This window comes from Lysinibacillus xylanilyticus (genome assembly GCF_001708185.1).
In the GTDB taxonomy this organism is placed as follows: Bacteria; Bacillota; Bacilli; order Bacillales_A; family Planococcaceae; genus Lysinibacillus; species Lysinibacillus xylanilyticus_A.
Genome location: NZ_MDDN01000003.1, coordinates 299,718 through 326,715 on the forward strand (window position 1 = coordinate 299,718; position 26,998 = coordinate 326,715).

Genomic DNA, 26,998 nt, shown 5'->3' on the forward strand with positions numbered 1-26,998 from the left:
TCACCTGCTTTTCTGTATGCTCACCTTCTTGGCCCTGTTCTCCAATGATCCACCCCTTCATAAAGAAATCGTTATTAAAAAAAGTATGGATTCATTACTTGAATTATTCTTTACGTGGTTCACGAAATAAAACCACCCAGTGTTGAAAAAATAATGACTTGTTTCCCTTTTAGTTCAATCTCTCTTTCCTTTTTCATGCCCATACTAATTGCTACTTTTTGAGATGCTGAATTGCCAATTTGAATAAGGGATATTAACTTATTTAATGATAATTCTTTTTCACCATAAGCTCTCAATGCTTTCGCCACCTCTGTTGCATAACCCATCCCCAAAAAATTGGGTGCAATCCAATAGCCTATTTCGATTTGTTCTTCCTCAATGACTCTTTGAGGCACAAGACCGGCATGTCCGATTCGTTCGTTGGTTGCTTTTAATTCAATTATTTTCAATCCATATGCTTCATTCTTTTCATAAGACTCAAAAATCCAATTAAAAAAAATTCTAGCTTGTTCTTCGTTACGAGTTTCGCCGCTTCCAATGTACTGCATCACCTGTGCATTTGATAAAAGTGATTGTAAAAAATCAAAATCCGCTTCGTTATAATCTCTAAGTTTCAATCTTTTAGTTTCTAACATGATAAACCTCACTTTCTAAAACCCTTAGCAATCAACATATTTACATGGCATACGTTTTAACAAAAGTAAAAAGTCACTCATTTAAAAAATAAAACATGAGTGAGTCCAACGCTTAATTTTTCATCCAAGTAAGTAATCTCACAATTTGAAATGGGTCGTACAAAGTAATGATGAAACTAAAAAGGAAAACTGTTAGAACAGGTAAAAACTTTATTTTTCCTTGTTCTCTTTTGAACACAGCACCAAAACTTAACAATAAACTGATAAATAATAAACTGAATCCATATATCATAAGAATCTCAAAGTTGGTTGAATAAATGTAAGAGGAACTTAATACAACAGCACCAATTACTGCAAAAATAATGGATAGTTTACTAAACATTTAAAAGCTCCCTTCTGAAAAAATCAATTCAATTTCCAATTTATTCTAACAAACTTTTTTGTTGATTTCTTCTGAAAATTAAGAAAAAACGAATGTTTATTGAAAATATCTAATTATACAAGAGCATATGGTAATCCGCATGAAAATTAGAAATTAATTCATTTTAGGGCTCGACACTAAAAGTTGCGGAAGACTAAATGCTCTTTTGTTCAGACAAAGACCAAAATGATTCATTTCATCTTGGCCTCGTATTTAAATTGCAGGTTTATGAATCCAATAATGCAAAGAATTTAAAATAAGCTTTCCTGAAGGTACAGTTATTGGAAGGAGTATAATACTGTAAATGACGCCCCATATCATTGAATCTTCTAGATTAAAAGTATTTAAATTACCGCGCAATATCATTTCACTAATTAAAATACCCAATGTGCCGGTTAATAAGCTGACAATTAAAGTTACAAAGAAACTAATCAACCACATTTTTTTATTTGGGATATTCTTTTGAGTAGATAGATAATACCCCATTATGACCATGGATAGAATCATAGGAATAGAAAATGCTATATATACCCAACTTGCTCCCCAGTAGTTTATACGACCTCCTGCTAAAGTATCCCCTACACTATTAAAAAGGTATGGAATGAAAATTGAACAAAAAATTCCTATAGAAATTCCTTTTAAAACACCTTTAACTTTCATTCAAGCCTCTCCTTTTTTGCTTGTAAATTTTACCACGCTAATACAATTCCTATTCTAGAAATCATTTTTAATAATTGCAATATTTTTCACTAAAATATTATGGTAAAATATCTCTTTACTCTATAACCATTTAGAAAGAAGGAAAGATATGGCGCATAACAAAGAAATACAAAAAAAGACTAAGAAGGATTTTAGCCCGAAAGACGCTGCATTTGTATTCTCTTCTTTCACATTCGTTTGTGTAGCTATCATTTTCGCTTTAATAGTTTATGATGTATTCACAATACAAAATTTCCTATCAATCGATCAGCCATTCAGAATGGTAATGGGCGTAGTTCTCGCTTCATTTGGTTTGCTTATGTTTGGGATAATTTTAACATTGTTTATTCCCTCGAAATATATTGATGAAACGAACAAAAGCTATCAACACTATTCGTTGTTAGGCATTTTTGCCTTTATGTTTACGGGGGCGTTATTTGAAGAAGTTTTATTTAGAGGAATTATTCAAAATTTGCTTTTTGTATTTATAGAACATCAGTGGACTGCAATTATATTAACAACTTTACTGTTCTTAGGGATTCATATTCAATACTTCAAAAAACCAATAATGCTAATAAATATAACCGTTCCAAGTTTGATTTTAGGCTGGATATATTTTGAAACAAACAATATTTTAGTACCAATGCTTGCACACTTTTTGATGAATTTAGGAATAACACTATTATTCAAGTACAATTTACTAAGTACTAAAAGGTAATTATCTACTATTTAAAACATCCCGTTTGAGGTCGTGTTGTAAAATGGGGATAAAGTTATTTAATTTTAAAAGCCAAACAAGCATTACCCCGTTCTAAATTTAGGATAGGCTGATGCTTGTCTAATTTTTGAAATAAGATATTTAACTACACTACAAAATATAACAATAGCGCACGTTACTTGAATAATTTCTATGCTAATTTAAAGATAGTCCTTTATGTGTTTAGTCTAATTTATAAATATTACCTCAAAAAAATGTATCTTTAAATTTCTCTGGCTTTTTTACATAGCTTTCGATTATAAATCCACATTCTGTGCAAATAATGTATGCAACATCTGAGCCTAAACTCATTTTATTTTCTGGGTACATAACTCCATATCCACTATGCTTGCCTTTCCCTAGTTCCTTCCCACCACATTTTGGACATTCAATTACTTTCGTAGTATTCTTCAATTCGAAACCCTCCCCTTATATATGTGAGCCAACTATTTTTTTGATATATCCTACTATCTAATATTACGAATGAGCTGTAAATTGGTTCCATTTTAAGAGAATTCCATTTCACTTTTAAATTTTTTACTAAACAATATAGAATGACTCACATGCTTTACACAATTTTATTGTCAACAAACGATATTTTTATTTCACAGATGCTTTATTCTTTATGTCGTTTTACAACCGCTTCAACCACGCATTCGTGTACTATTTGCAAGCCAATCTTCAACTCTTCATCTGTTGCATAAGCATATGATAATCGAATATGCTGGGTATCTTGCGGATCGTAAATATAGCCAGGGTTAATGAGGATTTGTCGCTGCAATAGTTTGGTAAACAATTCTTTATCAACGATTGGTTCATCAAACTTTAGCCAAATATAAAAGCCCCCTTTGGACTGACTCCAACTAGCAATTTCCGTAAACCTCTCTTGCAATATCCCCTCAACAAAATTAGCTCTTCGTACTAATTCTTTTCGTAAACTCCTGATATGCTTTTCGTACTTTCCAGTTTGCAGCCAATGCAGTACAATTTCCTGTGAGATCGCGCTTGAACCATAATCTGTTTGCATTTTTATATCTGCTAACCGCTCAATCACAGTTGTTGGACCGATTAACCAGCCAATGCGGAGTCCTGGACTTAATGTTTTTGAGACACTTCCAATGTAAAGGACTTGCCCGCTATCATCAATTGATTTTATGGGAGAAGTTGTCGCTTCAAAGAGCAATTCGTGATAGACGTCATCCTCAATAATGGGAATGCGAGATTGTTTACACGCTTCATAAAGCTGTTTTTTTTCAAGCTCTGTCCACACTTCTCCAGTCGGATTGTTTAACGTAGGAACTGCATAATACACAGCCTGTCTTTTTCTTTTCCTTTGTACTAAGGTTTTTGCAAGCTGTTCATCACGATTAATCGGCATCATTTGCATCCCGACTGATTGAAATGGATGGACTGAATTTATATAAGACGTATGTTCCTGGAACACAATGGAACCCTGCTCAAGCAATCCAACAGCAATAAGTTGCAATGCCTGAAGTGCACCAGATACAATGCAAACATTTTGCGGCTTTGCATGGATTCCTCTTTTTTTCACATATTCGCAAATCGCTTCTCGAAGTTGTTTGCTGCCTTGTGGTGAGGAATAACCTAAAGCTTTTGGCTGTAAGGAGAGCTCCTTTAACGATGCCTCAATTTCAGTAGTTGGCAATAGACTTGGTGCGAGCTCACCTGTACCTAATCGAATGACATCATCGCGCTGCTCGTATTCATTAATTAATTGTATCGTAAGATAATTCGGCTTATGGAGACTTGTGTCAATATAGGTTTGCCAATTTGGCTGTGTTTGTTTAATGAGCGAATGCCAAGAATTATGTGCTACATAAATACCAGATCCTACCTTTGCTTCCAATATTCCAGCTGCCTTTAACTCCTCTAATGCCAGCTGAACCGTACTACGATTTACCCCAAGCTGCATAGCAAGCTGTCTTTGTGTTGGCAGCTTTGTTCCTGCTACCAATCTCCTCGTTCTATTTGCTCCGTAATCCACGTCTCGATTTGTTGCTGTAATGTAATTTCTTCCTGTCTGCTTGGTTGCCAGTTCATTCGTATCACCTCAAATTGGGTGGATAAAAAACCATCCAATTGGTTGTTTTCTTTTTGTTATAACACAAATAGAATGATTAATGTAATGAAAGGAGGAATTTCATTGGAAGCATTTCTTCATGGAATGATTTTAGCATTTGGCCTTATTTTGCCCTTAGGCGTACAAAATGTCTTTATTTTTTCACAGGGTGCTACACAGCCACATCTAGCCCGAGCCTTGCCGGCCAGCATAACAGCTGCCATCTGTGATACGCTACTTATCATACTAGCTGTTTTTGGATTATCTCTGATCGTGCTACAATTTGAGTGGTTACGTATTACCTTAATGACTGTTGGTATACTTTTTTTACTTTATATGGGCTATTCAATTTGGCGTTCAAAACCGGCAACTACCGATCAAAACGAAGCACTCCCTGTCAAAAAACAAATTTTATTCGCACTCTCTGTATCACTCTTAAATCCACATGCCATTTTGGATACAATTGGCGTTATTGGGACGAGTGCTTTAAAATATAGCGGCACCGATCAAATTCTGTTTACTACTGCATGCGTTGTGATTTCTTGGTTATGGTTTTTAGGTCTTGCAGTCGTAGGAGCAGCATTTAAAAAACTTGATAACTCTGGAAAGCTAATGATTATTTTTAATAAATGTTCCGCTATCTTTATCTGGGCAACCGCTATTTATCTTTTCACTGGCTTACTGTAAATTTTCTTTACATAAAAACCGCTCAGGATACCCAAATCTTTGGGTACCTGAGCGTTGCCTTCGTTTAAAGAGCGTTTGAGGGGGATTACCCGATCACTTCTCCTACTGAACCGATCCGTTCCCGAGATTACCTGATCACTTCTTCTGCTGACCTGAGTAATATTGTTTTCACAGCTTAAAATATACGGTTACCTTTTCACCAAACACTTCAGTTTGCAAATACCGTTCACCATTGCAATCACTTACATAGTGAATATCTTTTAACAATACATTTGCTTTCAATAACGATTCGTGCCGCTGAATGATCGTTGTTACTTTGGAACTTCCATCAATCGAAATCGATACATACTGTTCAACAGGAAGTTTCCATTTTTTCCGTGTATCTTGAATTGTGCGAATTAGCTCTCTAATTTGCCCCTCATCAAGTAAGCTAGTTGTCAGCTGTATATTCAAAAGGACTCGACATGCAGCATCTTCTGCTAAGATGTAATGTTCTTTCACAATAGATTCAGTTAACACATGCGCTTTTAATAATGTTACCAATTCTCCATCAATTGTTAACATAACTGATCCCGTTTGCTGTAATAAATTTTTCTCCTCTTCACTTAAATTCATTACGTAATCTTTTACTTTGTTCACTTTAGCTCCAAATGTCGCACCTGCTGTTTTAAAATTAAGCTTATATTGAACGGTTTTGTATGCTGAGAAATCATTTGTCCAAATGCATTCTTTCATATTTAATTCATCTTGAATGAGCTCGCTATACGGTTGATAATCAGTTAGCTCCCCATCAACAGAAACAATGATTGCACTTAAAGGCTGCTTCACCTTAATGCTTTGACTATTACGTATGCTTCGGCCTAGTTCTACAATTGTTAAAATATTGGCCATTTCTTTTTCAAGCTTAGCATTCACGAGTGCTTCGTTGTAGTGCGGGTAGTCTTGTAAATGCACACTTTTTCCGGATAATTGTCGATATAAATCCTCGGCAATAAACGGTGTAAATGGAGCTAATAATTGACAAATTGCTGTGAGTAATTCATACAGCGTACTAAAGGCTCCTCGTTTATCCTCTGACAGCCCATTTGCCCAAAATCTTGCTCTTGAGCGTCGAATGTACCAGTTACTTAGCTCTTCCACAAGCTTGCCAATTTCACGTGTTGCCTGTGTGAATTGATAAGCATCCATACAAGTTGTCACAAGCTGAATGGTATGATGTAAGCGTGACACGATCCAATCATCTAACTTTGTGCGTGTGCCAGTATTGGTAGCATCGTACTGGAAGCCATCTATTTCTGCATAAAGCTGATAAAACTTGAACGTATGATCTAGCGTATCGACTAGCTTTGACTTCGCATCCATCACAATTTTCTTTGAGAAGCGTTTAGGATTCCAAGGAGAACTGTCTACTAAAAACGCCCATCTTAGAGCATCTGCCCCATACTGTTGAATTAATTCAACTGGCTCTAATGCATTTCCTTTACTTTTCGACATTTTCTGTCCATGTTCATCTAATACATGCCCTAATGAAAGGATATTTTTATAAGGTGCCTTTCCAGTAAATAATGTCGATACAGCTAATAAACTATAGAAAAAGCCTCGTGTCTGGTCGATGCCTTCGATAACAACATCAGCAGGGAATTGACTATTAAAAGTTTTAAGATTTCCAAAAGGATAATGTTGCTGAGCAAACGGCATGGAACCACTGTCAAACCATACATCAATCACTTCTGGTGTACGTTCCATTTCACCACTACAATTAGGACAAGTACACACAACCTCGTCGATATACGGCTTATGAAGTTCAATATCCTGTAAAGTACCCTTTGCTAATTCTTTTAAGGCAGCTAGACTATTTGGTGCCTCTTCATGATGACAATCCTGACAAACCCACACATTAAGTGGCGTACCCCAATAGCGATGACGACTAATATTCCAGTCCACTAAGTTTTCTAAAAAGTTTCCAAATCGACCATATTTAATGTGCTCAGGATACCACGTTACTTGGTCATTATTTTGTAAAAGCTGGTCTTTTAATGCAGACATGTTGATAAACCAGCTGTCAGTTGCATAATAAAGCAATGGTGAATCACAGCGCCAGCAATGAGGATAGCTATGTTCATATTTCTCCTTATCAAACAATAGCTCCTTTTTAGCGAGTATTTTTATAATATCGACATCACAATCTTTCACAAATTTACCTGCAAGCTCCGGAACCTCTTCTGTATAGCAGCCCTTTAAATCAACAACATTGACAAACGATAGCCCATTTTGCTGAACCGTTTTATAATCGTCCTACCCGTATGCAGGTGCGATATGGACGATTCCAGTTCCACTATGCTCTGTAACATAATCCGCTAGTAAAACGACATGCCCCTTCTCAACTGTTACATAGGAAAATGGTGGGGTGTACGATACACCTTCAAATTCACGCCCTTCATGTTCACTTAACACTTCAACAGAATCAGCAAAAACTTTATTCACTAGTGATTTTGCTAAAATATAGACTTTATCGTGCTGCTTCACTCGAACATACATGAGCTTAGGATTCATGGCTAATGCAACATTGGCAGGTAATGTCCATGGAGTCGTTGTCCAGCCTAGAAAATATTCATCTCGATCCTTCAGCTTAAACATTGCCGTGACAGATAAATCCTTTACATCCTTGTATCCTTGCGCTACTTCATGAGAACTTAAGGAAGTTTGACAGCTAGGGCAATATGGTGAGACACGGTGCCCCTTATATAAAAGCTTTTCCTTGTGCACGTGACTTAAAATATGCCAAACAGATTCGATGTAGTCATTACTTAGCGTTAAATATGGGTCATCCATGTCAATCCAATAGCCAAGCTCTTCTGTAAAGGAACGCCACTTTTTCTCATAGGTAAAGACACTTCCTTTACACTCCTGAATGAATTGTTCAACACCATATTCTTCAATCTCTTGCTTCCCAGAGATACCTAGTTTTTTTTCCACACCGAGTTCCACAGGCAAACCATGTGTATCCCAGCCAGCTTTCCGTTCAACTAAATACCCTTGCATCGTTTTATAACGAGCCACGACATCCTTAATTGTTCTGCCAAATGCGTGACCTACATGTGGTAATCCATTTGCTGTTGGTGGGCCTTCGTAAAATACAAAGGGCTTATGACCAGCACGATTCGCAACAGATGCTTGGAACGTTTTTTCTTGTTCCCACAACTGGCGAATCCTCGTTTCCCTCTCTACAGCCGTTTCTTTTTTCTTTTCACCTTGCATGTAATTCCCTCCTATACAAATGTATAAAAGGCATACAAAAACCCCGTCCCAAGCAAGGGACGGGGTTAACCGCGAATACCACCCTAATTCTATTGAATCAACGTTCAATAGCACTCAGCAACGTACAATCATACGTGTTCTTTTTAACGGTAGACACCCGGATTAGCTTACTATGTTCAGCCAATCTTCTCAGAGAGGATCTTCATGTATCATGTGCACACCGACTTCCACCATTATGTCGGCTCTCTGTAGAACAAAATGAAACACTACTCTTTCTCATCAACGAATTTGTATGCTTTTATTGTCACTCATCTTAACAAACTAACATTTGTCTGTCAATAATTTCAAAGTACTAATATTGGTAGTAATTTCCCTATAATTCATCGAGACATGCTTCGATGCATTTATGAAGAGTAGCGAACTTAGGCTTCCCATTTGTTTTAATATAAAAGCTTTTCACAAAGGATTTACAGTTAAAAACTAAAATTCTGTGATGCTGTACATCGAGCTGTTCTTTTTTTACTTTTAAAGTTGCAGGTAATTCTTGCAGTAATCTAATGATCTCTTGCTCCTCTAAACCATGCTCAAGCATTGTGAAAATAGGTACTAAAATCCGTTCATCTTCATTATGTATGAAAGCATGATTTTCTTGCAAAACGACGTTGTATAATGCGCTTACAATTTCACTATAAGAGGCTTTATTTAATTTCGGATTTTTCACCAATTCATCGATTGCATCAGCCATATGGGCAACACTATGAGCCCACCCTTTCACCGGCACGTAGCCTCTTACATCCTTTTCTGCCGCTAAATAAGCTAGTACTTTATCTTTACAATCAGCGATTTTCTGTTGGGATAAAAAATCGTCTGCGTTATCTCTAAATAATATTAGGGCGATTAATAGCGACGTAAATGTACGGGTAAAAACTAAATCTGATTCACTTTCTTCAATACCCTTACATAATAAATTATTCAAAGAATCCTCTAAAAGCTCCGTTAAAAGCGAATGCTCTAGTAAGTTTTTTTCATGGATCAATTCATAAAACGATCCATAAATTAAGTTATCTCGTAGTTCACTATCTAGTGAGCCGATATGTAGCAGCATTGATTGTACGAGATGTGTTTGGTCTTCTTGTTGCCACGTTTTATTTCCACTGCTTATATCTGTTAATATTTTTTTTAATTCAATTTCCTTCAGTAAGTTTTTATTTAGTATCATATTCGATCTTTCTCCCCATACCTATTAGTTTTGGTAAGAACTTGCATATTCATCCTTTACTACTCCCCCCTGATTATACAAATACTTACAATAATTGTACCATAATGCACATGTAAAAACAGCTTTCTAAAAAAAGCTAGACATTCTTGAAGCTTTTGAATGTCTAGCCTTGATTCATGGGTATTCTTCCAGTATTTCCATGCTATCTAAATCCCCAATCCTTATTATAGAATTATCATTTTTCCTGAGATCCATGCTATATTTAACTTCTACATAATCGCCAGGTGACAATGTTTTAGGAACATCAATTAATGGGAACCACGTACCATTACCATGTTTTTGTACGATTTCATCTATTGATAATTTCCCAATATTTGATTCATCAGCATGTGAAACGACTAAAAATTCATGTTCTTTGATTGCTACGACTGCCCCACGTTTTGAATGGATTCCTTTTTCGCCCACTGGAATATCATATTTTTCACGTAGGTATGCTATTTCTTGACTATAATGTTCTTCAAAATAGTTCAAAGCATCTCTTTCCACTAGGAAAAGTAGCATCATTCTTTCTACGTCTTTGTATTGATTTTTTTCCTGATCTAATAGTGAATTGATAGTAGTATATTTATAATTCATTGGTTTAGTGTATTGTTCAATATATTCTTCTTTTGTAAGATTCACCTTCTCCAATTGTTCAGTGAATTTCGCATTGTTCTCATTTATACTAAGTTCAATCAATGTTTCAAGCTCTTTATCTATTTTTTCTTGAGTAGGTACTATCCCCTTTGATTGTGCGTAAGCATATAAAGATTCCAACTGTAAATAGGATTCAAATTCTAGTTTTTCATCAGACGTTACTATTGGATCCTTTTCCTCAGGATCTATTCCCAGAGAGAATTTTAATAACTTTTCATCAAAAACAATTGGTATACTTGCTGATTGCTCCTGACTTCCACTGAATTGGGTATACAGAAATATACCAATACAAACTGTCAATATTATAGACATTACACTATATTGCCAACGCCAAGACCTTTTTTTCATCTCACGCTGTTCTAAATGCTGTACAACATTGGTCATAACACGTTTTTTGCTTTCAGTTAAATCCTTTAATACCCTCACATCGACTTTACTCATGCAGTAGGACCTCCCATTCAATATGCTGAAGCTTTGGCTTTAATAGCTTTCGTCCACGACGTAGCCTTGTTTTCACCGTACTCTCCGGAATACTTAAAAGCTCGGCAATTTCAATAACAGGCATTTCCTCAAAATAAAAATAAATGAGGACCTCGCGCTGTTTTAATGGTAGTACTAAGATGGCGTTTTCGATTAAAGTTTGTTCGTCTTGCTGCACTAGCATGTCCCTTTTCGTGACAGCCTGCTTGGCAAAAATCTTCTGTTGCACTTGTATTTTACGGTATGTCCAACTGCGTAAATAGTCTTTACTTTTGTTAATGACGAGCTTCGATAAATAGGCCCGTAATTCTCCTCTTTCTTCATAGTTTTGCTGATTATCGTAAAATTTAATAAATACATCTTGCACGATATCTTCGGCACTTTGTAAATCCTTGACGTAATAAAAGGCTAGTCGGATGAGCCTTTCTGTATGCTGCTGCATTATTTCTTCGAGTTCTTTAATTTCAAGCAACATCTCTCCCCCTCTCTGCCCTATAAACGGTGCTCACAGTATAGAGGTTTGCTTTTTCTGTATTTTTTTAAAAAAAATTCTTGATTTTAGGTTTCCGAGAATGTATGAATCGATGTGCTATGCTGTTCTCCTTCCTTATCCGAGCAAATAAGGGCTTTTCCTGAGCGTATCCCTTTGCTACCCGAGCAATTCCAGACTCATTCTTCTAAATTTTTATCGGAAAAAGGCGTAATGACCGTTTTTTCAGTTGAAGACAGCACAATATTCGTTGAAGGCGTTCCATAAGGCATCGCATCATCGATAAATTGCTCTAATGTTTCCACTGAATTAGTTGCAATTTTTACAATATAACTAATTTCCCCCGCTACCCGATAGCATTCAAGGACATCGGGATGTGCGTTACAAAAATCCGAAAGACTTTTACAATCAATTGATTTAAATAAAATAATAGCTTGAATATCACGATTGATCTTTTTTAAATTTACTTTTGCTCTATAACCTTCAATAATCCCCTGCTCTTCCAGTTTTCTTACACGTTCAATAACAGCTGGAGATGATAAATGAACCGTCGCCGCTAATTCCTTCATCGAGATTTTCGCATTTTGCTGTAATTGCTGTAAAATTTCAGTATCTATTTGGTCCATATGTATCCACCTTTTTTTATAAATTAGATTAATTAAAATTCCTTTTATTATAAAGCAAATCATTCAAATTACATTATACAGCTTCTGTAAATGTAAAGCTTTATTCACTACAATTAAACGTACAAAAGGAGGCAAAACAATATGAAAAAAATTTTATTACTATTAGCAAATGGATTTGAAGCTGTAGAAGCGAGTGTTTTTACAGATGTACTTGGCTGGAATAAGTGGGAAGGTGACGGCACAACAGAGGTCGTGACAGTAGGATTGCATCAGCAATTGCAATGTACATGGAACTTTAACGTTACCCCAGAAAAATTACTTCACGAAATTTCATTAGAGGACTTTGATGCTCTAGCGATTCCTGGAGGGTTTGAGGAAGCTGGCTTTTATGATGATGCCTTTAGTGAGGAATTTCAGGCAATTGTTCGTCATTTTGATGAACATAAAAAACCTATTGCTACGATTTGTGTAGCTTCCCTAATTCTAGGTCATAGCGGAATACTACATAATCGAAAAGCTACAACTTATAATCATCCAACTAGTAAACGATTAGGTCAGCTACAATCTTATGGTGCAGATATCGAGAATGAACGGATTGTTCAAACTGGGCATATTATTACATCTTCAAATCCTGGCACTGCATTCGACGTTGCATTCCGCTTACTGGAAATGCTGACCTCCGCGGAAAATACAAAAAAGGTAAAGGATTTAATGGGGTTTAACTCATAAAAAATTGAAGCTGTCTTAAGGCGTTTAGTTGAGACAGCTTCATTCTATTTAATTTGATATTAATTGATATAATTTCGCTCCAAATTCTTTATTTTTCGTAACCAATGAAATTGTTCTAGTTCTCCCAAAATTATTGATCGGTAAGGCAAAAAGCTGAAGATGACCGATATTTTTAGCCAGTAACTCTGGTACAATTGTAATCCCCATACCTGACGTTATAGCCCCAAAAATAAAATCGCCAAAGTTCACTTCACTTTTGATATTAGGCTTATAGCCAAGCGCTTGTATTTGTTCTACTATATCCTTCCTTGAATCACAAGGAGCTTGATGAACAATAAGCGGCTCCTCACACAATTCTTCCAGATCCACTGCTGTTCTTGAATTAAAACGATGATTCAACGGAAACACAGCATAGTAAGGCTCCGTAAACAACTCGCAACTCCACAAAGATTCTTCGGAATATTTCACATCCACAAAGACTGCATCAAGTCTACCTTTTTGTAAAGATTGCAACAGTTCATTTGAAGTATTTTGAATCATTAATGTTATAGGCCGATCTAGTTGCTTAAGTTCATTCATCTTGTTTGGCAAATAGTAAGTTGCTAAGCTAGGCAGACCACCAATTGCAATTGGGTTGCTCTGACTAAATTGCTGTAATTCTTCACGAATAGCTGTTATTTCAGTCAAAACTGGTGTAATGCGAGTGTAAAAACGTTCGCCAGCCTCAGTTAATTCAATACCAATGGATGTCCTAAGAAATAGCTCGATGCCAAGATTATTCTCTAGGTTTCGTATATGTTTACTTAGTGCCGGTTGAGAAAGATTAGTGATTTGAGCAGCTTTTGAAAAACTTTTCTGATTGGCTGCAGCAATAAAACTGTGTAACCATTCTACATTCATTATATTCCTCCACATCCTATAACGATTTGTTATACCCTTATAAAATAGTGATTGTTCCATATTCTTGTTTTTCTAGTAACCTATTAAATATAAAAGGTGCTTCGATTATAACATAACGTTATAGGTCGTCTATACTTAACATCTTTAATATTTTATGGAGGTTCAATATATGAAAAATGTTTTATTATTATCTTTCGGTATGTTTGCACTTGGCTTTGATGCCTATGTAATTGCAGGTCTTCTTCCAGGAATTAGCGATACGTATCAAAAAAGCACATCACAAGTCGGCCAGGCTGTGAGCATTTTTACATTATTTTACGCTATCTCAGCGCCGTTATTTTCTTCTTTACTCGCGGGAAAACCAATAAAAAAAATCTTAATATGGTCAATGCTTATCTTCACAATAGCGAATAGCATTACAGCTTTAGCACCGACCTTTTCTATTCTTCTACTATCGAGAGCAATTGCAGGGACAGGTGCTGGTTTATTTTCACCATTAGCTGTTGCGGCCTCTTCAAAGTTCGTTTCTAGTGAAAAGAGAGGGAGCGCTCTAGGGTTGACTATTGGAGGAATGAGTATGGGAACAGTGCTTGGCGTTCCCTTAGGCATCTATATATCAAACTTATTTGATTGGAAAGTAACACTTTGGCTATTAGTTATGATCGGTGTCATTGCTGTTTTATGTATGTATATTTTCCTGCCCGATTTTCCAACAATGCCTCCCCCTGCACTTAACGAACGATTAAAGATGTTCCTCGATAGAAGAGTAACTATAACTGTAGGTATAACATTTTTCGCCAGTGTTGCAAGCCTAGGATTGTATACATATCTATCTCCCCTATTAGAAGAAATAGCAAGCTCAAGTAACTTAACGATATATCTTTGGGCATGGGGATTAGGTGGGCTGGTTGGAAGTATAATGATCGGTTACTTAATCGACTATTTCGGAAAACCAAAAACTTTGGTTACAATCATTTTATTTACTTTAACTTTATCCATAATTTGTTTACCATTAATGATTAACTTACCTATATTAAAGTACTTACCGTTCTTTGTCTGGGGAGCAATGGGTTGGGCATGTGTAGCACCTCAACAACATATTTTACTATCATATCAGCCGAACAACGGGAGTTCGGCAGTGGCATTAAACAGTTCTGTAAATTATTTAGGAAGCGCAATTGGTGCAAGCTTAGGTGGAATTGTATTGTCCTTACAGATGGGAACTATAACATTGATTTATTTCGCCGTTATTTCTATGTCATTCGCAATTTGTTTACAGTTTTATAGTTTGAAGGGCAAATTTCGCGTTTAAACTTATTTAATAATTGCGGTTCTAACTATGGATTTGATGATCCTATTCGTCACTTTGATGGTTAGAATCGCTATTTTGTGTTTCTATCCTTCTTTTCAAGGTGAGGCTTTCCGTCGTTTTGCATTTCTTTCCGTCGGTTTAGCCGTTCTTTCCGTCGTTTTGATGGTTCCATCCGTCGCTCTGACGATTCTTTCGGTCACTTCGATGGGATCTTCCGTCGTTGGAGATTCTTTCCGTCGGTTTAGCCGTTCTTTCCGTCGTTTCGATGGTTCCATCCGTCGCTCTGATGATTCTTTCCGTCACTTCGAAGGAACCTTCCGTCGTTGGAGATTCTTTCGTCGGTTTAGCCGTTCTTTCCGTCGTTTCGATGGTTCCATCCGTCGCTCTGATGATTCTTTCTACCACTTCAGCCACACTTTAAAGACCCTATCCGTCACTTTGGCGTTTCTATCCACGATTTCGGAGGTTCTATCCATCATTTCAGCAGTTCTATCCACGATTTCGGAGGTTCTATCCATCACTCATAGTTCTATTCGCCATTTCAGAAGTTCTATTCGCTACTTAATTGATTTCTATACTGACCAAGGAATGGATAAAAAAACCGACTTCCCAGGAAATCGGTTTTATATTTTATATGATTACTCATCAGCCAACAAAAAACAATCCACCGAAAAAAGTTAAACGTTACTGACAATAATTTCGCCAGTAGTCGCGTCAATATACCGGATAGGTGATCTAGTATGCCGATCACAAGCTTGATAGACAAGGTGATAGGACTCTTTGTCATCATCGTAATTTTTGTCCCAAGCCAATTGAAAATCGACATTTTCTAGAAATTGACGATACGCTTCTTCCATAGAAATAGCTGGAACTGTAGGAATTTGGCTAAGTTCATCCATATCAAAATTTGGTCCACTATAATAATCAATCTGACCTGTTGTACGATTCACAACGACGATAACCATATCAAGAGTAGCTATACCTTGATTATGGGCATGGAATATAAATGATTTTGATTTTCTTTCATCCTCTTCCTCATCTTCTTGAATTAATCGTTGAAGATACGGATAGTAATCAGGAATTATTTTCAGTAAAAAGTCTATTGCTATTTGATAACATACTTCTTGACTAAGCTGTAGATTTCCTAAACGTTCATGCAGCCAACCAAAGCTTCGTATTTTACCAGTTTTCTTTGAAATCATAGCTTTTACTGTATCTTCTGACCGCATTTTAAAAAAGCTATTTATCGATAAATCTTTATCGCTCATCTCCCAATCCCACTTACGCCACACAATCCCTATCTCTGGTCCCATGTCTACTTCTCGAATCAGCTCCAGTTCATCTGTTATGCCAATGATTGCTTCCTTCGTAAATTCTTTGGCAATTAAGTTAGTTGGCAAAGGAGGAAGAGCAGCATAACTTTCAGGCTCATTTTCATCATGAACAATCGTTAATGATGGTTCTAGAGAATCTGCATGATACTTAAAAATTGAATTTACTTCATAAACTAGATAAAGTCCGTCTTTCTTCACATTGTAAACACCATGACTTAGATTTGTAATTTCTAGTTGTAGCATTAATGTATTTCGTACATGCTCCATTAAAGCTTCCTTAGAAACTAGCTTTGAAGGGATTTCAGGACTCGTTTTCACTCCGTTGTATTTAAATCTGACAATATTACCCATTGCATCAACATCTATAAAACAACCAGCATGTTCTAACGGTAAATCCATAACAATCTGTTCAAAATAAAAACGTTCCACTCCAGATAGTTCTTTAGCTTTTGAAAACGTTAAATCTTCCAGTGCAGATGGATAATGACTAAGTAAAAATTGTTCGGCACTTTTTCTTTTTTCATCAATAGATAAAGGATCAGCCTCAGAAACAGAATCATTTTTTTCAATTGATAAGTATATGAGGTTTCCAGTGCAATCTAATTCTACAGTCATACTTTCATCTTGTTGTTCATTTACCCACGAAAACATCACAATTTTATCTTCAGAATACTCTTCTATCATTAGTTTATAATGACTTGTTAATGGAACCATTGATAAAGCCCGTTCTTTTAGTTCACCTTTGTGCAAAACAAAGCCCCCCAATACGAATTTTTTTCTATGTATAGACAAAAACCGACCTCCTAAGAGATCGGTTTTTATATTTAAATGATTACTCAGCAGCTTTTGCGCGAAGTACCATTTGAAGGATACCACCATGACGGTAGTAGTCTACTTCTACCTCTGAGTCGAAACGAGCTAAAGCTTGGAAAGTTTTAACTGAACCGTCTTCAGATTTAGCAGTAACTGTTAAGATTTCACGTGGTTTTACGCTGTCAGTAATGTTAACAGAGATTTCTTCTTTACCAGTTAAGCCTAAAGTTTCAGCTGATTCACCTGGCATGAATTGAAGTGGAAGAACACCCATCATTACTAAGTTAGAACGGTGGATACGCTCGTAAGATTGTGCGATAACAGTTTTCACGCCAAGTAGGAATGTACCTTTCGCAGCCCAGTCACGAGAAGAACCCATACCGTAGTCGTTACCAGCAAGTACTACTAAGCCAGTACCTTGCTCTTGGTATTTCATACATGCGTCATAGATGTACTCTACTTCGCCTGTTGGCCAGTAAGTAGTGAATCCACCCTCTGTACCAGGAGCAACTTGGTTACGGATACGGATGTTTGCAAATGTACCACGCATCATAACTTCGTGGTTACCACGACGAGAACCGTATGAGTTGAAGTCACGGATTGCAACACCGTTTTCGATTAAATATTTACCTGCAGGTGTATCTTTACCGATTGCACCAGCTGGAGAAATATGGTCAGTTGTAATTGAGTCACCGAACTTCGCCATAATGCGTAAGCCGTCTAAGCCTTTAATAGCTTCTGGCTCTTTCGCAAGACCTTGGAAGAATGGTGGGTTTTGGATGTAAGTTGATTTATCATCAAATGTGTATAGAGACTCCGTTGATGTTTCAATTGCATTCCATTTTTCGTTCGCTGTGAATACAGTTTCGTATTCTTTTTGGAATAATTCACGGTTAACTACAGTACCTAATACAGCGTTAACTTCTTCAGTTGTAGGCCAGATATCAGCGAAGAATACTTCGTTGCCATCTTTGTCTTTACCGAATGAATCTTTTTGTAGGTCAACATCCACAGTACCAGCAAGTGCATAAGCAACAACAAGTGGTGGTGAAGCTAAGTAGTTAGCTTTTACAAGTGGGTGTACGCGACCTTCGAAGTTACGGTTACCAGAAAGAACTGATGTTACGAATAAGTCGTTATCTTTGATAGCTTCTTCGATTTCAGGAAGTAATGGACCTGAGTTACCGATACATGTTGTACAACCGTAACCTACAGTGTTGAAGCCGATTTGGTCAAGGTATGTTTGTAAACCTGAATCTTCAAGGTAACCAGTTACTACTTTAGAACCTGGTGCTAAAGAAGTTTTTACCCATTTAGGCACTGTTAGGCCTTTTTCTACAGCTTTTTTCGCAACTAAACCAGCAGCGATTAATACGTATGGGTTAGATGTATTTGTACAAGAAGTGATGGCAGCGATTGCTACAGCACCTGTTGGGATTTCTACATCACCTTCAGCAAATTTAGCTACAGATGTTTTAGCGAATTCAGCATCAGTTAAACCGAAACCTTGTGTACCTTGTGGTGCCACTACTGCTTCTTTGTAACGAGTACGCATTTGAGATAGTGGAATTAAGTCTTGTGGACGTTTTGGACCAGAAAGGTTTGGTTCGATTTCAGATAAGTTTACTTCTAATACGTCAGTGTAAACTGGCTCTAAAGTTGGATCGAAGAACATGTGGTTAGCTTTTAAGTAAGATTCTACAACCGCGATGTGCTCTTCGTCACGACCAGTTAAACGCATGTAGTTTAATGATTCTTCGTCAATTGCGAAGAAACCACATGTAGCACCATATTCAGGAGCCATGTTAGAGATTGTCGCACGGTCAGCTAGTGGTAATTTAGTTACGCCAGGTCCGAAGAACTCAACGAATTTACCAACTACGCCACGTTGACGTAATACTTGAGTTACTTTTAATGCTAAGTCAGTAGCAGTAGTTCCGTTTGGAAGATCGCCAACTAATTTAACACCGATAACTTCTGGGATTGGGAAGTATGAAGGTTGACCAAGCATACCTGCTTCAGCTTCGATACCACCAACGCCCCATCCAAGAACGCCGATACCGTTGATCATTGTTGTATGTGAGTCAGTACCTACTACTGAGTCTGGGAATGTTTCGAATGTACCGTCTGTATTTTCGTTTACGTGTACAACTGGAGCTAAATACTCTAAGTTTACTTGGTGAACGATACCAGTTGCTGGTGGTACAGCACGGAAGTTGTTGTAAGCAGTTTGAGCCCATTTTAAGAAGTTATAACGCTCAGCGTTACGTTCGAATTCAAGGTCCATGTTTGCTGCTAATGCAGATGCATTACCGTATTTGTCAACTTGTACTGAGTGGTCAATTACAAGGTCAACTGGAATAGCAGGGTTGATTTTGCTTGGGTCGCCGCCCATTTCTTTCATTGCTGAACGAAGAGATGCAAGGTCAACTACTACTGGTACACCAGTAAAGTCTTGTAATACAACGCGAGAAGGTTTGAATGGTACTTCTGCTTCTGGATCTGCACCGTTACCCCATTTTGCTAATTCGTTTACGTGCTCTTCTTTGATAACATATGCATCATATTGACGTAAAACAGATTCTAATAATACTTTGATTGAGTAAGGAAGGTTTGAAACTTTTGCAACGCCAGCTTTTTCAATCGCAGCTAAGTCATAATAATTATAAGTTTTACCATTAACTTCGAATGATGCGCGGCTGTTGTGTAAATTACCTTGTGCCATTTGCGGATCCCCCTAAATATCTTTTTGAAAAGGCCTATTTAAAAAAATTAAAGCATCTTTTCTCCAATACCCATGATAACGCATTAATATTCATAAGTAAATTACATTAATATTATCTTTTTCAATAAGTAATTCTTATGACCTTAATTTCTAATCTAATGCATTTGATTTTTAGTTGTGCATAATATGAAGGTTTTGCTGAAAGGATATTTTTATACATTTGAATGTGAATGTTTTTAACTGGAGTTTCTGAATGGACCGTCTATTTTACGGGTTCTTTGTTAATTATTTTACTACGACGATCATTAAAATTCCATCCTAGCAAGATTTATTTTGAATACCCACATAACCAGCGCCGCTCGTTACACATATTATCAAAAAACACGAATCAATGATTTCAGAATGTCACTAGGTTAATATACCTTTTGTATATTTGATGATAAAAAAATATCGGTTGTTTTCAATTAGAAACTAGGCTTAGTATATGTTTCTTCTCACGGACTCCAGATTTATCTTAAATTATTCTTCCTTTAAACCACTCACATTTCCCTTTAATTTATAACAAATTGATTAATATGACTAAAGCAATTCAATAGAGTTTGAATACTATAAAAATGTAATCTGCAGATTATAAAACTTTGATTTGGCAAGGAGGTGAATTTCAAATGCCTTTAACTACTGGTCCAATTGAAAACACAGGAAATCTACCAGCTGATGCTGCTAGCGTTCGTATTAAAGTCCTCAATCTCACTGGAGGCTTACTTTCCGGATTCATCAGAGTTTTTAGACTGAACGGTACTAGACAATTACTATCAACGACTGCTTTTAATGTAGGTGCTAATTCTTCTACTTTTATAAATGCAAGCGTAGGAAACGCGGCTCAATATGAAGTTGAAATTGCTCCAAATCAACCTGGCGGATTATATAGCGTTTACGGATTAACAGCTTCAGGTGTTATCATTACTGCCCAAAGAGTAGTGAACTCAGAGTTAACACAGATTCTTTAACTTTAAAAGCAGATCTTAACGGTTAAGATCGTCCAACAAGTCTCTTTTAAAATAATTTGTGTGACATTAAAAAGGCAGAAATGTTGTTAAATCAACGTTTCTGCCTTTCCCTATTTACTGTTCCTTAGCAAAAATCCTCTTTTAGGACAGCCCTTTTTTAAATTAGACTATTCTCACAATGATTTGAATTATATGTGAAATAATAATTAAACAACCTAAAACAATACAACCTGTTGCTACCGTACTCTTTTTATCATTTTTTTGCTTTACAAGACCAAAAATGATCAAGCTTAATCCAATCATTATAGATACTATTGATAAAATTATAAAAAACGGAGTACTAAATGATGGATTGAAAAAAATACTTTCTAATTGCATCACAATCTCTCCTTAAAGTTAGATTTGATAAATGACTGCCCATTTGCACCTTCCTTTGATTGTCCGTACTTCAAGTTAAATCGCACCCTCTTTTTCAATAGTACGAATGCGATAATCGACCTTTTACATACCAACCAAAATCAAAATTTCTTCAATCCCTGCTTTAGTTGCTGTAACATGTCTCTCCTCTTCCATATAGTCATCTCACTGCACGGTCATTAAAGTAAGTATTGGTAAACCATCACTATGCTTGTATTCACCCAATAATATATGGAAAAACATAACAGCTAAAAAAATGATAAATGCGAATTTCAAGAGTATATTCATGAATGCTAAATATTTTGTAACCTTCAGTCCCATCCCAACTGTAGATCCTAATGCCATAAAGCTGGATGCAAGGGAAATGACTACAACCATTAGTTTAAGCACGGATTCGCTCTCCTTTCATTATGTACTTTAATAGTACGAATCTATTTTCTCTTTTTTCTTACTCATTCCTTACAAATTTATTAATTTTAAAGATGAATACATAAAAAAGACCAGGATCTCATTTAGAGAATCCTGATCATTTCAATTTAAAGATATTTTATAGTTGGTAGCCTGCTATAGAAGAATTCATTATATTAGTTTAAAACTTGTGTTTTCTTAAACATTGAAATCATCGCCACTCCTCCTAATGACACAATCCCTAAGAAAACTAATAAATATCCAATTGGAATCAAGAAGAAAGGTTCTTCTAAAGTGCCATCAGCAGCTACATTACCTCCAATGATTGCCTTTGCAAGCAAGCAGATTACTCCTAAAAGAATTGGTGTAGATGCAATTACATATTTTATTTTCATAATATATTCCTCCATTAAAGTTAGTTTATTTTCTAACGACTTATTTGTTTTATCCTGTTTTAATTTTGAATCGAAAAATCATACTAATGTGCAAAACACAATTATAAATTTCAACCAATTTGACAATTCTTACTGTTTCATGCCCCACCGCTTTCTCAACTTTCTATAAACATAATATCCAAACTCTAATCCTTAGTCAATACTTTTTTATCGAAAAACAATAAATTATTATTGTTATGCATCACACTTAAAAATCATAGTTGGGCTAAAAGAATACTTCACCCTGGAAAAATGAAAACTTTGGAATCCTACTATTGAATATCAAGCAACAGACCATGTACATCGAATGGACAGTAATTCGTATGAATCTGATTAGTAGTAAAGGCTGTAGGTATGTCCACAGTTGTAGAGTCCGTGGTCAAATAAGAACAAAGAAATTATTGATGATCGAATAATGCATGAAAAAATTCATAAAAACAACAGTATTAGCTCAAATTATAAAAGGAAATATCTCAGGATAGCGCTAGTGCCATTTTTACGCAAAAAAAAAAGCACTTCATCACCTTCTATAGGAGGAAAAAATGAACATAAAATTACGTCTAAAAATAATGATTTTTCTGCAGTTTTTTATTTGGGGATCGTGGCTTGTTACACTCGGCTCTTATATGATCAATACGTTGAATTTTACTGGCTCACAAGTTGGAATTGTGTATAGTTCAATTGGTCTTGCTGCCATTTTTATGCCAAGTCTTATAGGCATTATTGCCGATCGTTGGGTAAAAGCAAATATTTTATATGGAATATTACATTTTCTCGGTGCGATTACCTTATTTGTCGCTGCTCAAATTTCAGATCCAACTTTCATGTTTTGGATCATGTTCTTTAACTCAATCGTTTATATGCCAACACTTGCCTTATCGAACACAATTTCTTATGTTAGCCTAGAAAAAGAAGGGTTTGATATTGTAAAGGACTTCCCACCTATTCGTGTCTACGGGACAATTGGTTTTATACTTGCAATGTGGATTATCAGTCTTGCTAAACTTGAATTAAGTAATATTCAGCTTTTCATAGCTAGTGGAGCGTCGATGTTACTTGCACTATACTCATTTTCTCTTCCAAATTGTCCAACTTCCAATGCAATAAAGGATAAGTCGTTGGTAAGCCTTTTGGGACTTGACGCTTTTATTCTTTTTAAACAAAAAAAAATGGCATTGTTTTTCCTTTTTTCAATGCTATTAGGTGTTGCACTTCAAATTGCAAATACATTTGGTGATCCTTTTTTACACGACTTCGCATTGAACCCAGAATATAAGGATAGCTTTGCTGTTAAATACCCAGCTATTTTATTATCAGTGTCACAAATTTCAGAAGTATTCTTTATTCTGACTATTCCTTTTTTCTTACGTAGATTTGGTATTAAGAAAGTAATACTTATTAGCATGGTTGCATGGACATTACGCTTTGCATTATTTGGATACGGAAGTCCAGTCGGTGTAGGATTCTTCTTGTTATTGTTATCGATGATCGTTTACGGATGTGCATTTGATTTCTTTAATATTTCGGGGGCCATTTTTGTAGAAAAAGAAGCCGATCCTCGAATGCGGGCAAGCGCTCAAGGATTATTCAGCACAATGGTCAATGGAATCGGCGCCTATGTGGGGGCTATCTTTAGCGGAACAGTAGTTGACTATTTCACAGTTGACGGAGTAAGGAATTGGCAAAATATTTGGTTATTTTTCGGAGCCTATACGTTCGTTTTAGCCATAATTTTTGCGATCACATTTAAATATACAAATGACAGCAATGAAATGAAAATTCAAAAAAGAATATAGATTATGAATTGAATTCTTTTGTCTCTCTAACACCAATAATTTGTTCACTTTTCGAGATGTCAAGGATGTCACCACAATGCTTACTTTCAAGTACAAATAAGAGCCTTACTGTTCATTGGTATAAGGCTCTTTTACTTTAGTAGAAATACTTGCTACCTACAGTTACTTCAGGATGCTGTTAAATGGCTTTAACGCTTTCTCCACTCTCCAAAAGACATCATTTTAAATTCTTCATCAACATCTAATCTCAATGGTGTAATTAATTCTAATGAATTCCCATCTGGGTCTGAGAAATAGATCGCAGCATGCGCATGAGGATTGTTTGGTAGTACTAGAGGTTGATGTTCGGAAGTAAAACCAAATTCTGTTCGAATTTCAATTCCAATTGAATTTAACCACCCTGCTACACGCTCAAGATCTTCTTCATCAATTTTAAACGCTATATGTCGGATTGATGGATGGTATTTTAATTGGACACGATCACTTTCCCATAAACCTAACCAGCTTTCACCTTTAACTATCCAAAAGAATGCAACTTTTCCTTTTTCATATGCAAGTTCTAACCCTAACTTTTTATAAAATACAATCGAGTTTTCTAGATTACTAACTGGTAGATGTGCTTCATATAAACCTTTAATCATTTTCTATATTCTCCTATTTCATCTCTATTAATGAAATAAATATATTAAAAACACTTTCCATTTACATCAATCTTTAGTCTGAACCTTTAAAAATCCTATTAAAACAGAAAAAATGCCAACTAATACATAAATCAAACTATTGAAAAAAACTATAATAGTGAAAAACATACTAATATAAGTAAAATCGTCACCGATACTAAAAATACTTGAGATTAATTTAACGAAAGATAGGAAAACAACTGGTATCAAAATTGCACCGAATAATCCAATACGTATCAATGAAATATTTTTTAATTTATAGAAATATAAAAACACACCATTAATTAAAAAAATTAAAAATAAAAAAAATCCAGCTATAGATATATCCATAATTAAACAAACGACCTCCAAAATTTAGCGTCAAAAGAACTCATATAATCCATTAACAAAATAATCATATATTTTGTCATCAATAATATTTTCACCATACCCTTCAAAAAAGATTTGTTTTTCGATTTCGTTTTCAAAGACATTTGGCTTTGGTCGAATCGCTAGTGAGACATCATATCTTGGATCTCCATATGCTCCACTCCCCCAATCAATCACACCTTTGATTTTCCCGTTGGAAACCAATACGTTATCAATTGTAAAGTCTCCGTGAATGAACGTCTGCATATAATGATCTGGTCTATTCTTTATAACCTGTTCCAATAACTCCTTCGTTCCATCTACTTCATTATTCATAAGATGATTGTGTGCTTGACTTATCATTTGCTCAAGCCAGTTTTTATTAGAAATTAGTTCCTTCGGGCAAGGCGTTGAATGAATATCAGCTAAGAGTTTGCCAAAGTTAAATATTATTTCTTGCCTAGTTTCCTTATTTTTCTCATCTTTTAAAGCAAGTCGGATCGTATCACCCTGTAAGTACTCAAAAAGTGCCCAACTTTGACTATTTTGCTTTTGTTCAACAAATAGCTTTACTTTCGGAATAAGTAGTTTTGTTTCCTTGGCCAAGCAGTTTAGTACTGAAACCTCTCTTTTTAACAAAGAACAAAAACATTCACCTGTTGTTCTTTTGAGGACATAAGAGCCTTGATGATTGTGAATAATCCCAACATCCGAGGTGTATCCTTGTCTTGGAAACTTAATTGAGTTAATGATTTTTAGATATTCTCCTATTTCATCTGGTATTTCACCTATCTGTATTGGCTGCAATTAAAACCCTCCTCTGAAAAGACTTTAGTCAAATGTTTGTGGAAGTTACATTTTGCTCAGTCATGTTATTCAGCTTTCTATCTTTGTTTGTATTCTACGACTGATTCCCCCTGAAAAAATGAATAGACACTCAGATTGTTTTTCTATTATTATAAAAGATAACAACTAATTTTCGAGATAAAAATTGCACCTTAGAGAATATTTCATACACATTCGAGGGGAGATTATTTAAATGGGGAGAGTCCAACAACTTGCATCAAACTTTTATTGTATTGATACACATGATTTAAATCGGGAACAACGTACAAGCTCCTATTTGCTAATCGATGAAAAAATTGCATTAATTGAGACTTCTGCTAGTCCGTCTATACCCTATATAATAGAGGGTTTAGAGGAATTACATATTTCTCTAGAGGATATTCAATATGTAATTGTTACGCATATCCATTTAGACCATGCTGGAGGTGCGGGATTATTTTTACAAAGTTGTCCAAATGCTTCATTCGTTGTACATCCACGAGGTGTCTCTCATATGGTTGATCCTAGTCGTCTAATCGAAAGTGCAAAAAGTGTTTATACTGCCGAATTCGAACGTCTATTTGATCCAATTGTTCCTATCGATGCTGAACGTATTATAGAAATTGGACATGAGGAAGTACTGTCGTTAGGTCAACATCAGCTAACGTTTTATCATACGGAAGGACATGCAAAGCATCATGTTTCCATGCTTTATTCTGCGACAAATGGTTTGTTTGTTGGAGATACAACAGGTGTACGTTACCCAGAGATGGACGGAGAGGCCATTGATTTAATCATTCCGTCCGCTTCACCAAATCAGTACGACCCAGATACAATGGAACAATCTATTCAGCTTTATGAGAAGCTCCATGCTACAGAATTGTATTTCGGTCATTACGGAGCGTATAAAAATCCAGCTGAAGCTTATAGACAAGTGCGCTACTGGACACCGTTCTTTCTAGCAGAAGGGGAAAAGGCACTAACTGTCTCAAGTGATTTGAAAGAACAAGTACAATTTTTAGATACTCGTTTAAAGAAGCTTTTACACAACTACTTACAGGAAAATGGCATTGAAGAAAGTCATCCCGTTTATCAAAACATCCCACTCGATACAAATGTTTCGGCAATGGGGATTCTCGGTTACTTAGAGAAAAAGAATTCCAAAAATTAAAGCATCGGCAGTGTTGTATTTTAGACTTACTTGGAGAGGAGTATTCCTCTC

General features: G+C 35.9%; 24 protein-coding genes, 2 pseudogenes and 1 other annotated feature. Of the genes and pseudogenes, 8 read left to right on the plus strand and 18 right to left on the minus strand.

What is annotated here, in order from left to right:
• Positions 1-119: 119 nt before the first annotated feature.
• Positions 120-635 (minus strand): GNAT family N-acetyltransferase, encoded by a 516-nt coding sequence (locus BFJ97_RS09240; RefSeq protein WP_068984354.1) that lies wholly within the window; start codon positions 633-635, stop codon positions 120-122.
• A gap of 634 nt (positions 636-1,269) precedes the next feature.
• Complete coding sequence (locus BFJ97_RS09250; RefSeq protein ID WP_068984356.1) at positions 1,270-1,716, minus strand: hypothetical protein; 447 nt, start codon at positions 1,714-1,716, stop codon at positions 1,270-1,272.
• A gap of 148 nt (positions 1,717-1,864) precedes the next feature.
• Between BFJ97_RS09250 and BFJ97_RS09255 the strand changes: the two genes are divergently transcribed.
• Entirely contained in the window at positions 1,865-2,473 is a 609-nt protein-coding gene (locus tag BFJ97_RS09255; protein ID WP_068984357.1) for a CPBP family intramembrane glutamic endopeptidase, read from the plus strand.
• 246 nt (positions 2,474-2,719) lie between these two features.
• On the opposite strand, the gene BFJ97_RS09260 is transcribed toward BFJ97_RS09255, so the two are convergent.
• Both BFJ97_RS09260 and BFJ97_RS09265 read right to left on the minus strand, forming a co-directional pair.
• Positions 2,720-2,926: a transcription initiation factor TFIIIB gene (locus BFJ97_RS09260; protein WP_068984358.1), complete on the minus strand. Its 207-nt coding sequence runs from the start codon at positions 2,924-2,926 to the stop codon at positions 2,720-2,722.
• 202 nt (positions 2,927-3,128) lie between these two features.
• Positions 3,129-4,573, minus strand: a pseudogene (locus tag BFJ97_RS09265) (PLP-dependent aminotransferase family protein).
• Between the two features lie 103 nt (positions 4,574-4,676).
• Here BFJ97_RS09265 and BFJ97_RS09270 point away from each other — a divergent pair.
• Positions 4,677-5,279 (plus strand): LysE/ArgO family amino acid transporter, encoded by a 603-nt coding sequence (locus tag BFJ97_RS09270; RefSeq protein WP_068984359.1) that lies wholly within the window; start codon positions 4,677-4,679, stop codon positions 5,277-5,279.
• Between the two features lie 168 nt (positions 5,280-5,447).
• Here BFJ97_RS09270 and ileS read toward each other — a convergent pair.
• From ileS to BFJ97_RS09295, 5 genes and pseudogenes are all read right to left on the minus strand, one after another.
• Positions 5,448-8,537: pseudogene (gene ileS, locus BFJ97_RS09275) on the minus strand (isoleucine--tRNA ligase).
• A gap of 52 nt (positions 8,538-8,589) precedes the next feature.
• Positions 8,590-8,829 (minus strand) — a binding site (T-box leader).
• Positions 8,830-8,910: 81 nt separating this feature from the next.
• Positions 8,911-9,756 carry a DUF2785 domain-containing protein gene (locus BFJ97_RS09280; RefSeq protein WP_068984360.1) on the minus strand — a complete coding sequence of 282 codons (846 nt, stop codon included), beginning with the start codon at positions 9,754-9,756 and terminating at the stop codon, positions 8,911-8,913.
• A gap of 174 nt (positions 9,757-9,930) precedes the next feature.
• Entirely contained in the window at positions 9,931-10,893 is a 963-nt protein-coding gene (locus BFJ97_RS09285) for a DUF3221 domain-containing protein (RefSeq protein ID WP_068984361.1), read from the minus strand.
• Positions 10,886-11,404 (minus strand): sigma-70 family RNA polymerase sigma factor, encoded by a 519-nt coding sequence (locus tag BFJ97_RS09290; protein WP_254660143.1) that lies wholly within the window; start codon positions 11,402-11,404, stop codon positions 10,886-10,888. Before BFJ97_RS09290 ends, BFJ97_RS09285 begins: the two co-directional genes overlap by 8 nt.
• A gap of 197 nt (positions 11,405-11,601) precedes the next feature.
• Complete coding sequence (locus tag BFJ97_RS09295) at positions 11,602-12,048, minus strand: Lrp/AsnC family transcriptional regulator (protein ID WP_068984363.1); 447 nt, start codon at positions 12,046-12,048, stop codon at positions 11,602-11,604.
• Between the two features lie 141 nt (positions 12,049-12,189).
• Between BFJ97_RS09295 and BFJ97_RS09300 the strand changes: the two genes are divergently transcribed.
• Positions 12,190-12,777, plus strand: a complete 588-nt coding sequence (locus BFJ97_RS09300; RefSeq protein ID WP_068984364.1) for a DJ-1/PfpI family protein — start codon at positions 12,190-12,192, stop codon at positions 12,775-12,777.
• 48 nt (positions 12,778-12,825) lie between these two features.
• On the opposite strand, the gene BFJ97_RS09305 is transcribed toward BFJ97_RS09300, so the two are convergent.
• On the minus strand, positions 12,826-13,677 hold the full coding sequence (locus BFJ97_RS09305) for a LysR family transcriptional regulator (RefSeq protein ID WP_068984365.1): 852 nt from the start codon (positions 13,675-13,677) through the stop codon (positions 12,826-12,828).
• 169 nt (positions 13,678-13,846) lie between these two features.
• On the opposite strand from BFJ97_RS09305, the gene BFJ97_RS09310 reads away from it, so the two are divergent.
• Both BFJ97_RS09310 and BFJ97_RS24060 read left to right on the plus strand, forming a co-directional pair.
• A complete protein-coding gene (locus BFJ97_RS09310; protein WP_068984366.1) occupies positions 13,847-14,989 on the plus strand; it encodes an MFS transporter in 1,143 nt (380 codons plus the stop codon).
• A gap of 54 nt (positions 14,990-15,043) precedes the next feature.
• Positions 15,044-15,670 (plus strand): hypothetical protein, encoded by a 627-nt coding sequence (locus BFJ97_RS24060; RefSeq protein WP_139114407.1) that lies wholly within the window; start codon positions 15,044-15,046, stop codon positions 15,668-15,670.
• Here the strand turns inward: BFJ97_RS24060 and BFJ97_RS09320 are convergent.
• Positions 15,667-17,115, minus strand: coding sequence for a YcdB/YcdC domain-containing protein (locus BFJ97_RS09320; protein WP_254660144.1), 1,449 nt, complete (start codon positions 17,113-17,115; stop codon positions 15,667-15,669). The two genes, BFJ97_RS24060 and BFJ97_RS09320, sit on opposite strands and share 4 nt — an antisense overlap.
• Positions 17,116-17,155: 40 nt before the next feature.
• On the minus strand, positions 17,156-19,861 hold the full coding sequence (gene acnA / locus BFJ97_RS09325; RefSeq protein ID WP_068984368.1) for an aconitate hydratase AcnA: 2,706 nt from the start codon (positions 19,859-19,861) through the stop codon (positions 17,156-17,158).
• Between the two features lie 665 nt (positions 19,862-20,526).
• Here acnA and BFJ97_RS09330 point away from each other — a divergent pair.
• Positions 20,527-20,868 (plus strand): ATPase, encoded by a 342-nt coding sequence (locus tag BFJ97_RS09330; protein WP_068984369.1) that lies wholly within the window; start codon positions 20,527-20,529, stop codon positions 20,866-20,868.
• 162 nt (positions 20,869-21,030) lie between these two features.
• On the opposite strand, the gene BFJ97_RS09335 is transcribed toward BFJ97_RS09330, so the two are convergent.
• The 3 genes from BFJ97_RS09335 to BFJ97_RS09345 form a co-directional block, all read right to left on the minus strand.
• Positions 21,031-21,246, minus strand: a complete 216-nt coding sequence (locus tag BFJ97_RS09335; protein WP_068984370.1) for a hypothetical protein — start codon at positions 21,244-21,246, stop codon at positions 21,031-21,033.
• Positions 21,247-21,450: 204 nt separating this feature from the next.
• Entirely contained in the window at positions 21,451-21,675 is a 225-nt protein-coding gene (locus BFJ97_RS09340) for a hypothetical protein (protein WP_068984371.1), read from the minus strand.
• Between the two features lie 194 nt (positions 21,676-21,869).
• Positions 21,870-22,088, minus strand: coding sequence for a DUF3955 domain-containing protein (locus BFJ97_RS09345; protein WP_068984372.1), 219 nt, complete (start codon positions 22,086-22,088; stop codon positions 21,870-21,872).
• A 581-nt stretch (positions 22,089-22,669) separates the two neighbouring features.
• Here BFJ97_RS09345 and BFJ97_RS09350 point away from each other — a divergent pair.
• A complete protein-coding gene (locus BFJ97_RS09350) occupies positions 22,670-23,923 on the plus strand; it encodes a nucleoside permease (RefSeq protein ID WP_068984373.1) in 1,254 nt (417 codons plus the stop codon).
• A 188-nt stretch (positions 23,924-24,111) separates the two neighbouring features.
• Here BFJ97_RS09350 and BFJ97_RS09355 read toward each other — a convergent pair whose 3' ends face one another.
• The 3 genes from BFJ97_RS09355 to BFJ97_RS09365 all read right to left on the minus strand — a co-directional run bounded on the left by BFJ97_RS09355 (position 24,112) and on the right by BFJ97_RS09365 (position 25,758).
• Entirely contained in the window at positions 24,112-24,564 is a 453-nt protein-coding gene (locus BFJ97_RS09355; protein ID WP_068984374.1) for a VOC family protein, read from the minus strand.
• 66 nt (positions 24,565-24,630) lie between these two features.
• Positions 24,631-24,933, minus strand: coding sequence for a hypothetical protein (locus BFJ97_RS09360; RefSeq protein ID WP_068984375.1), 303 nt, complete (start codon positions 24,931-24,933; stop codon positions 24,631-24,633).
• A 30-nt stretch (positions 24,934-24,963) separates the two neighbouring features.
• Positions 24,964-25,758, minus strand: a complete 795-nt coding sequence (locus BFJ97_RS09365; protein WP_068984376.1) for a phosphotransferase family protein — start codon at positions 25,756-25,758, stop codon at positions 24,964-24,966.
• Between the two features lie 232 nt (positions 25,759-25,990).
• Between BFJ97_RS09365 and BFJ97_RS09370 the strand changes: the two genes are divergently transcribed.
• Positions 25,991-26,947, plus strand: a complete 957-nt coding sequence (locus BFJ97_RS09370; protein WP_068984377.1) for an MBL fold metallo-hydrolase — start codon at positions 25,991-25,993, stop codon at positions 26,945-26,947.
• The last annotated feature ends 51 nt before the right edge of the window (positions 26,948-26,998 follow it).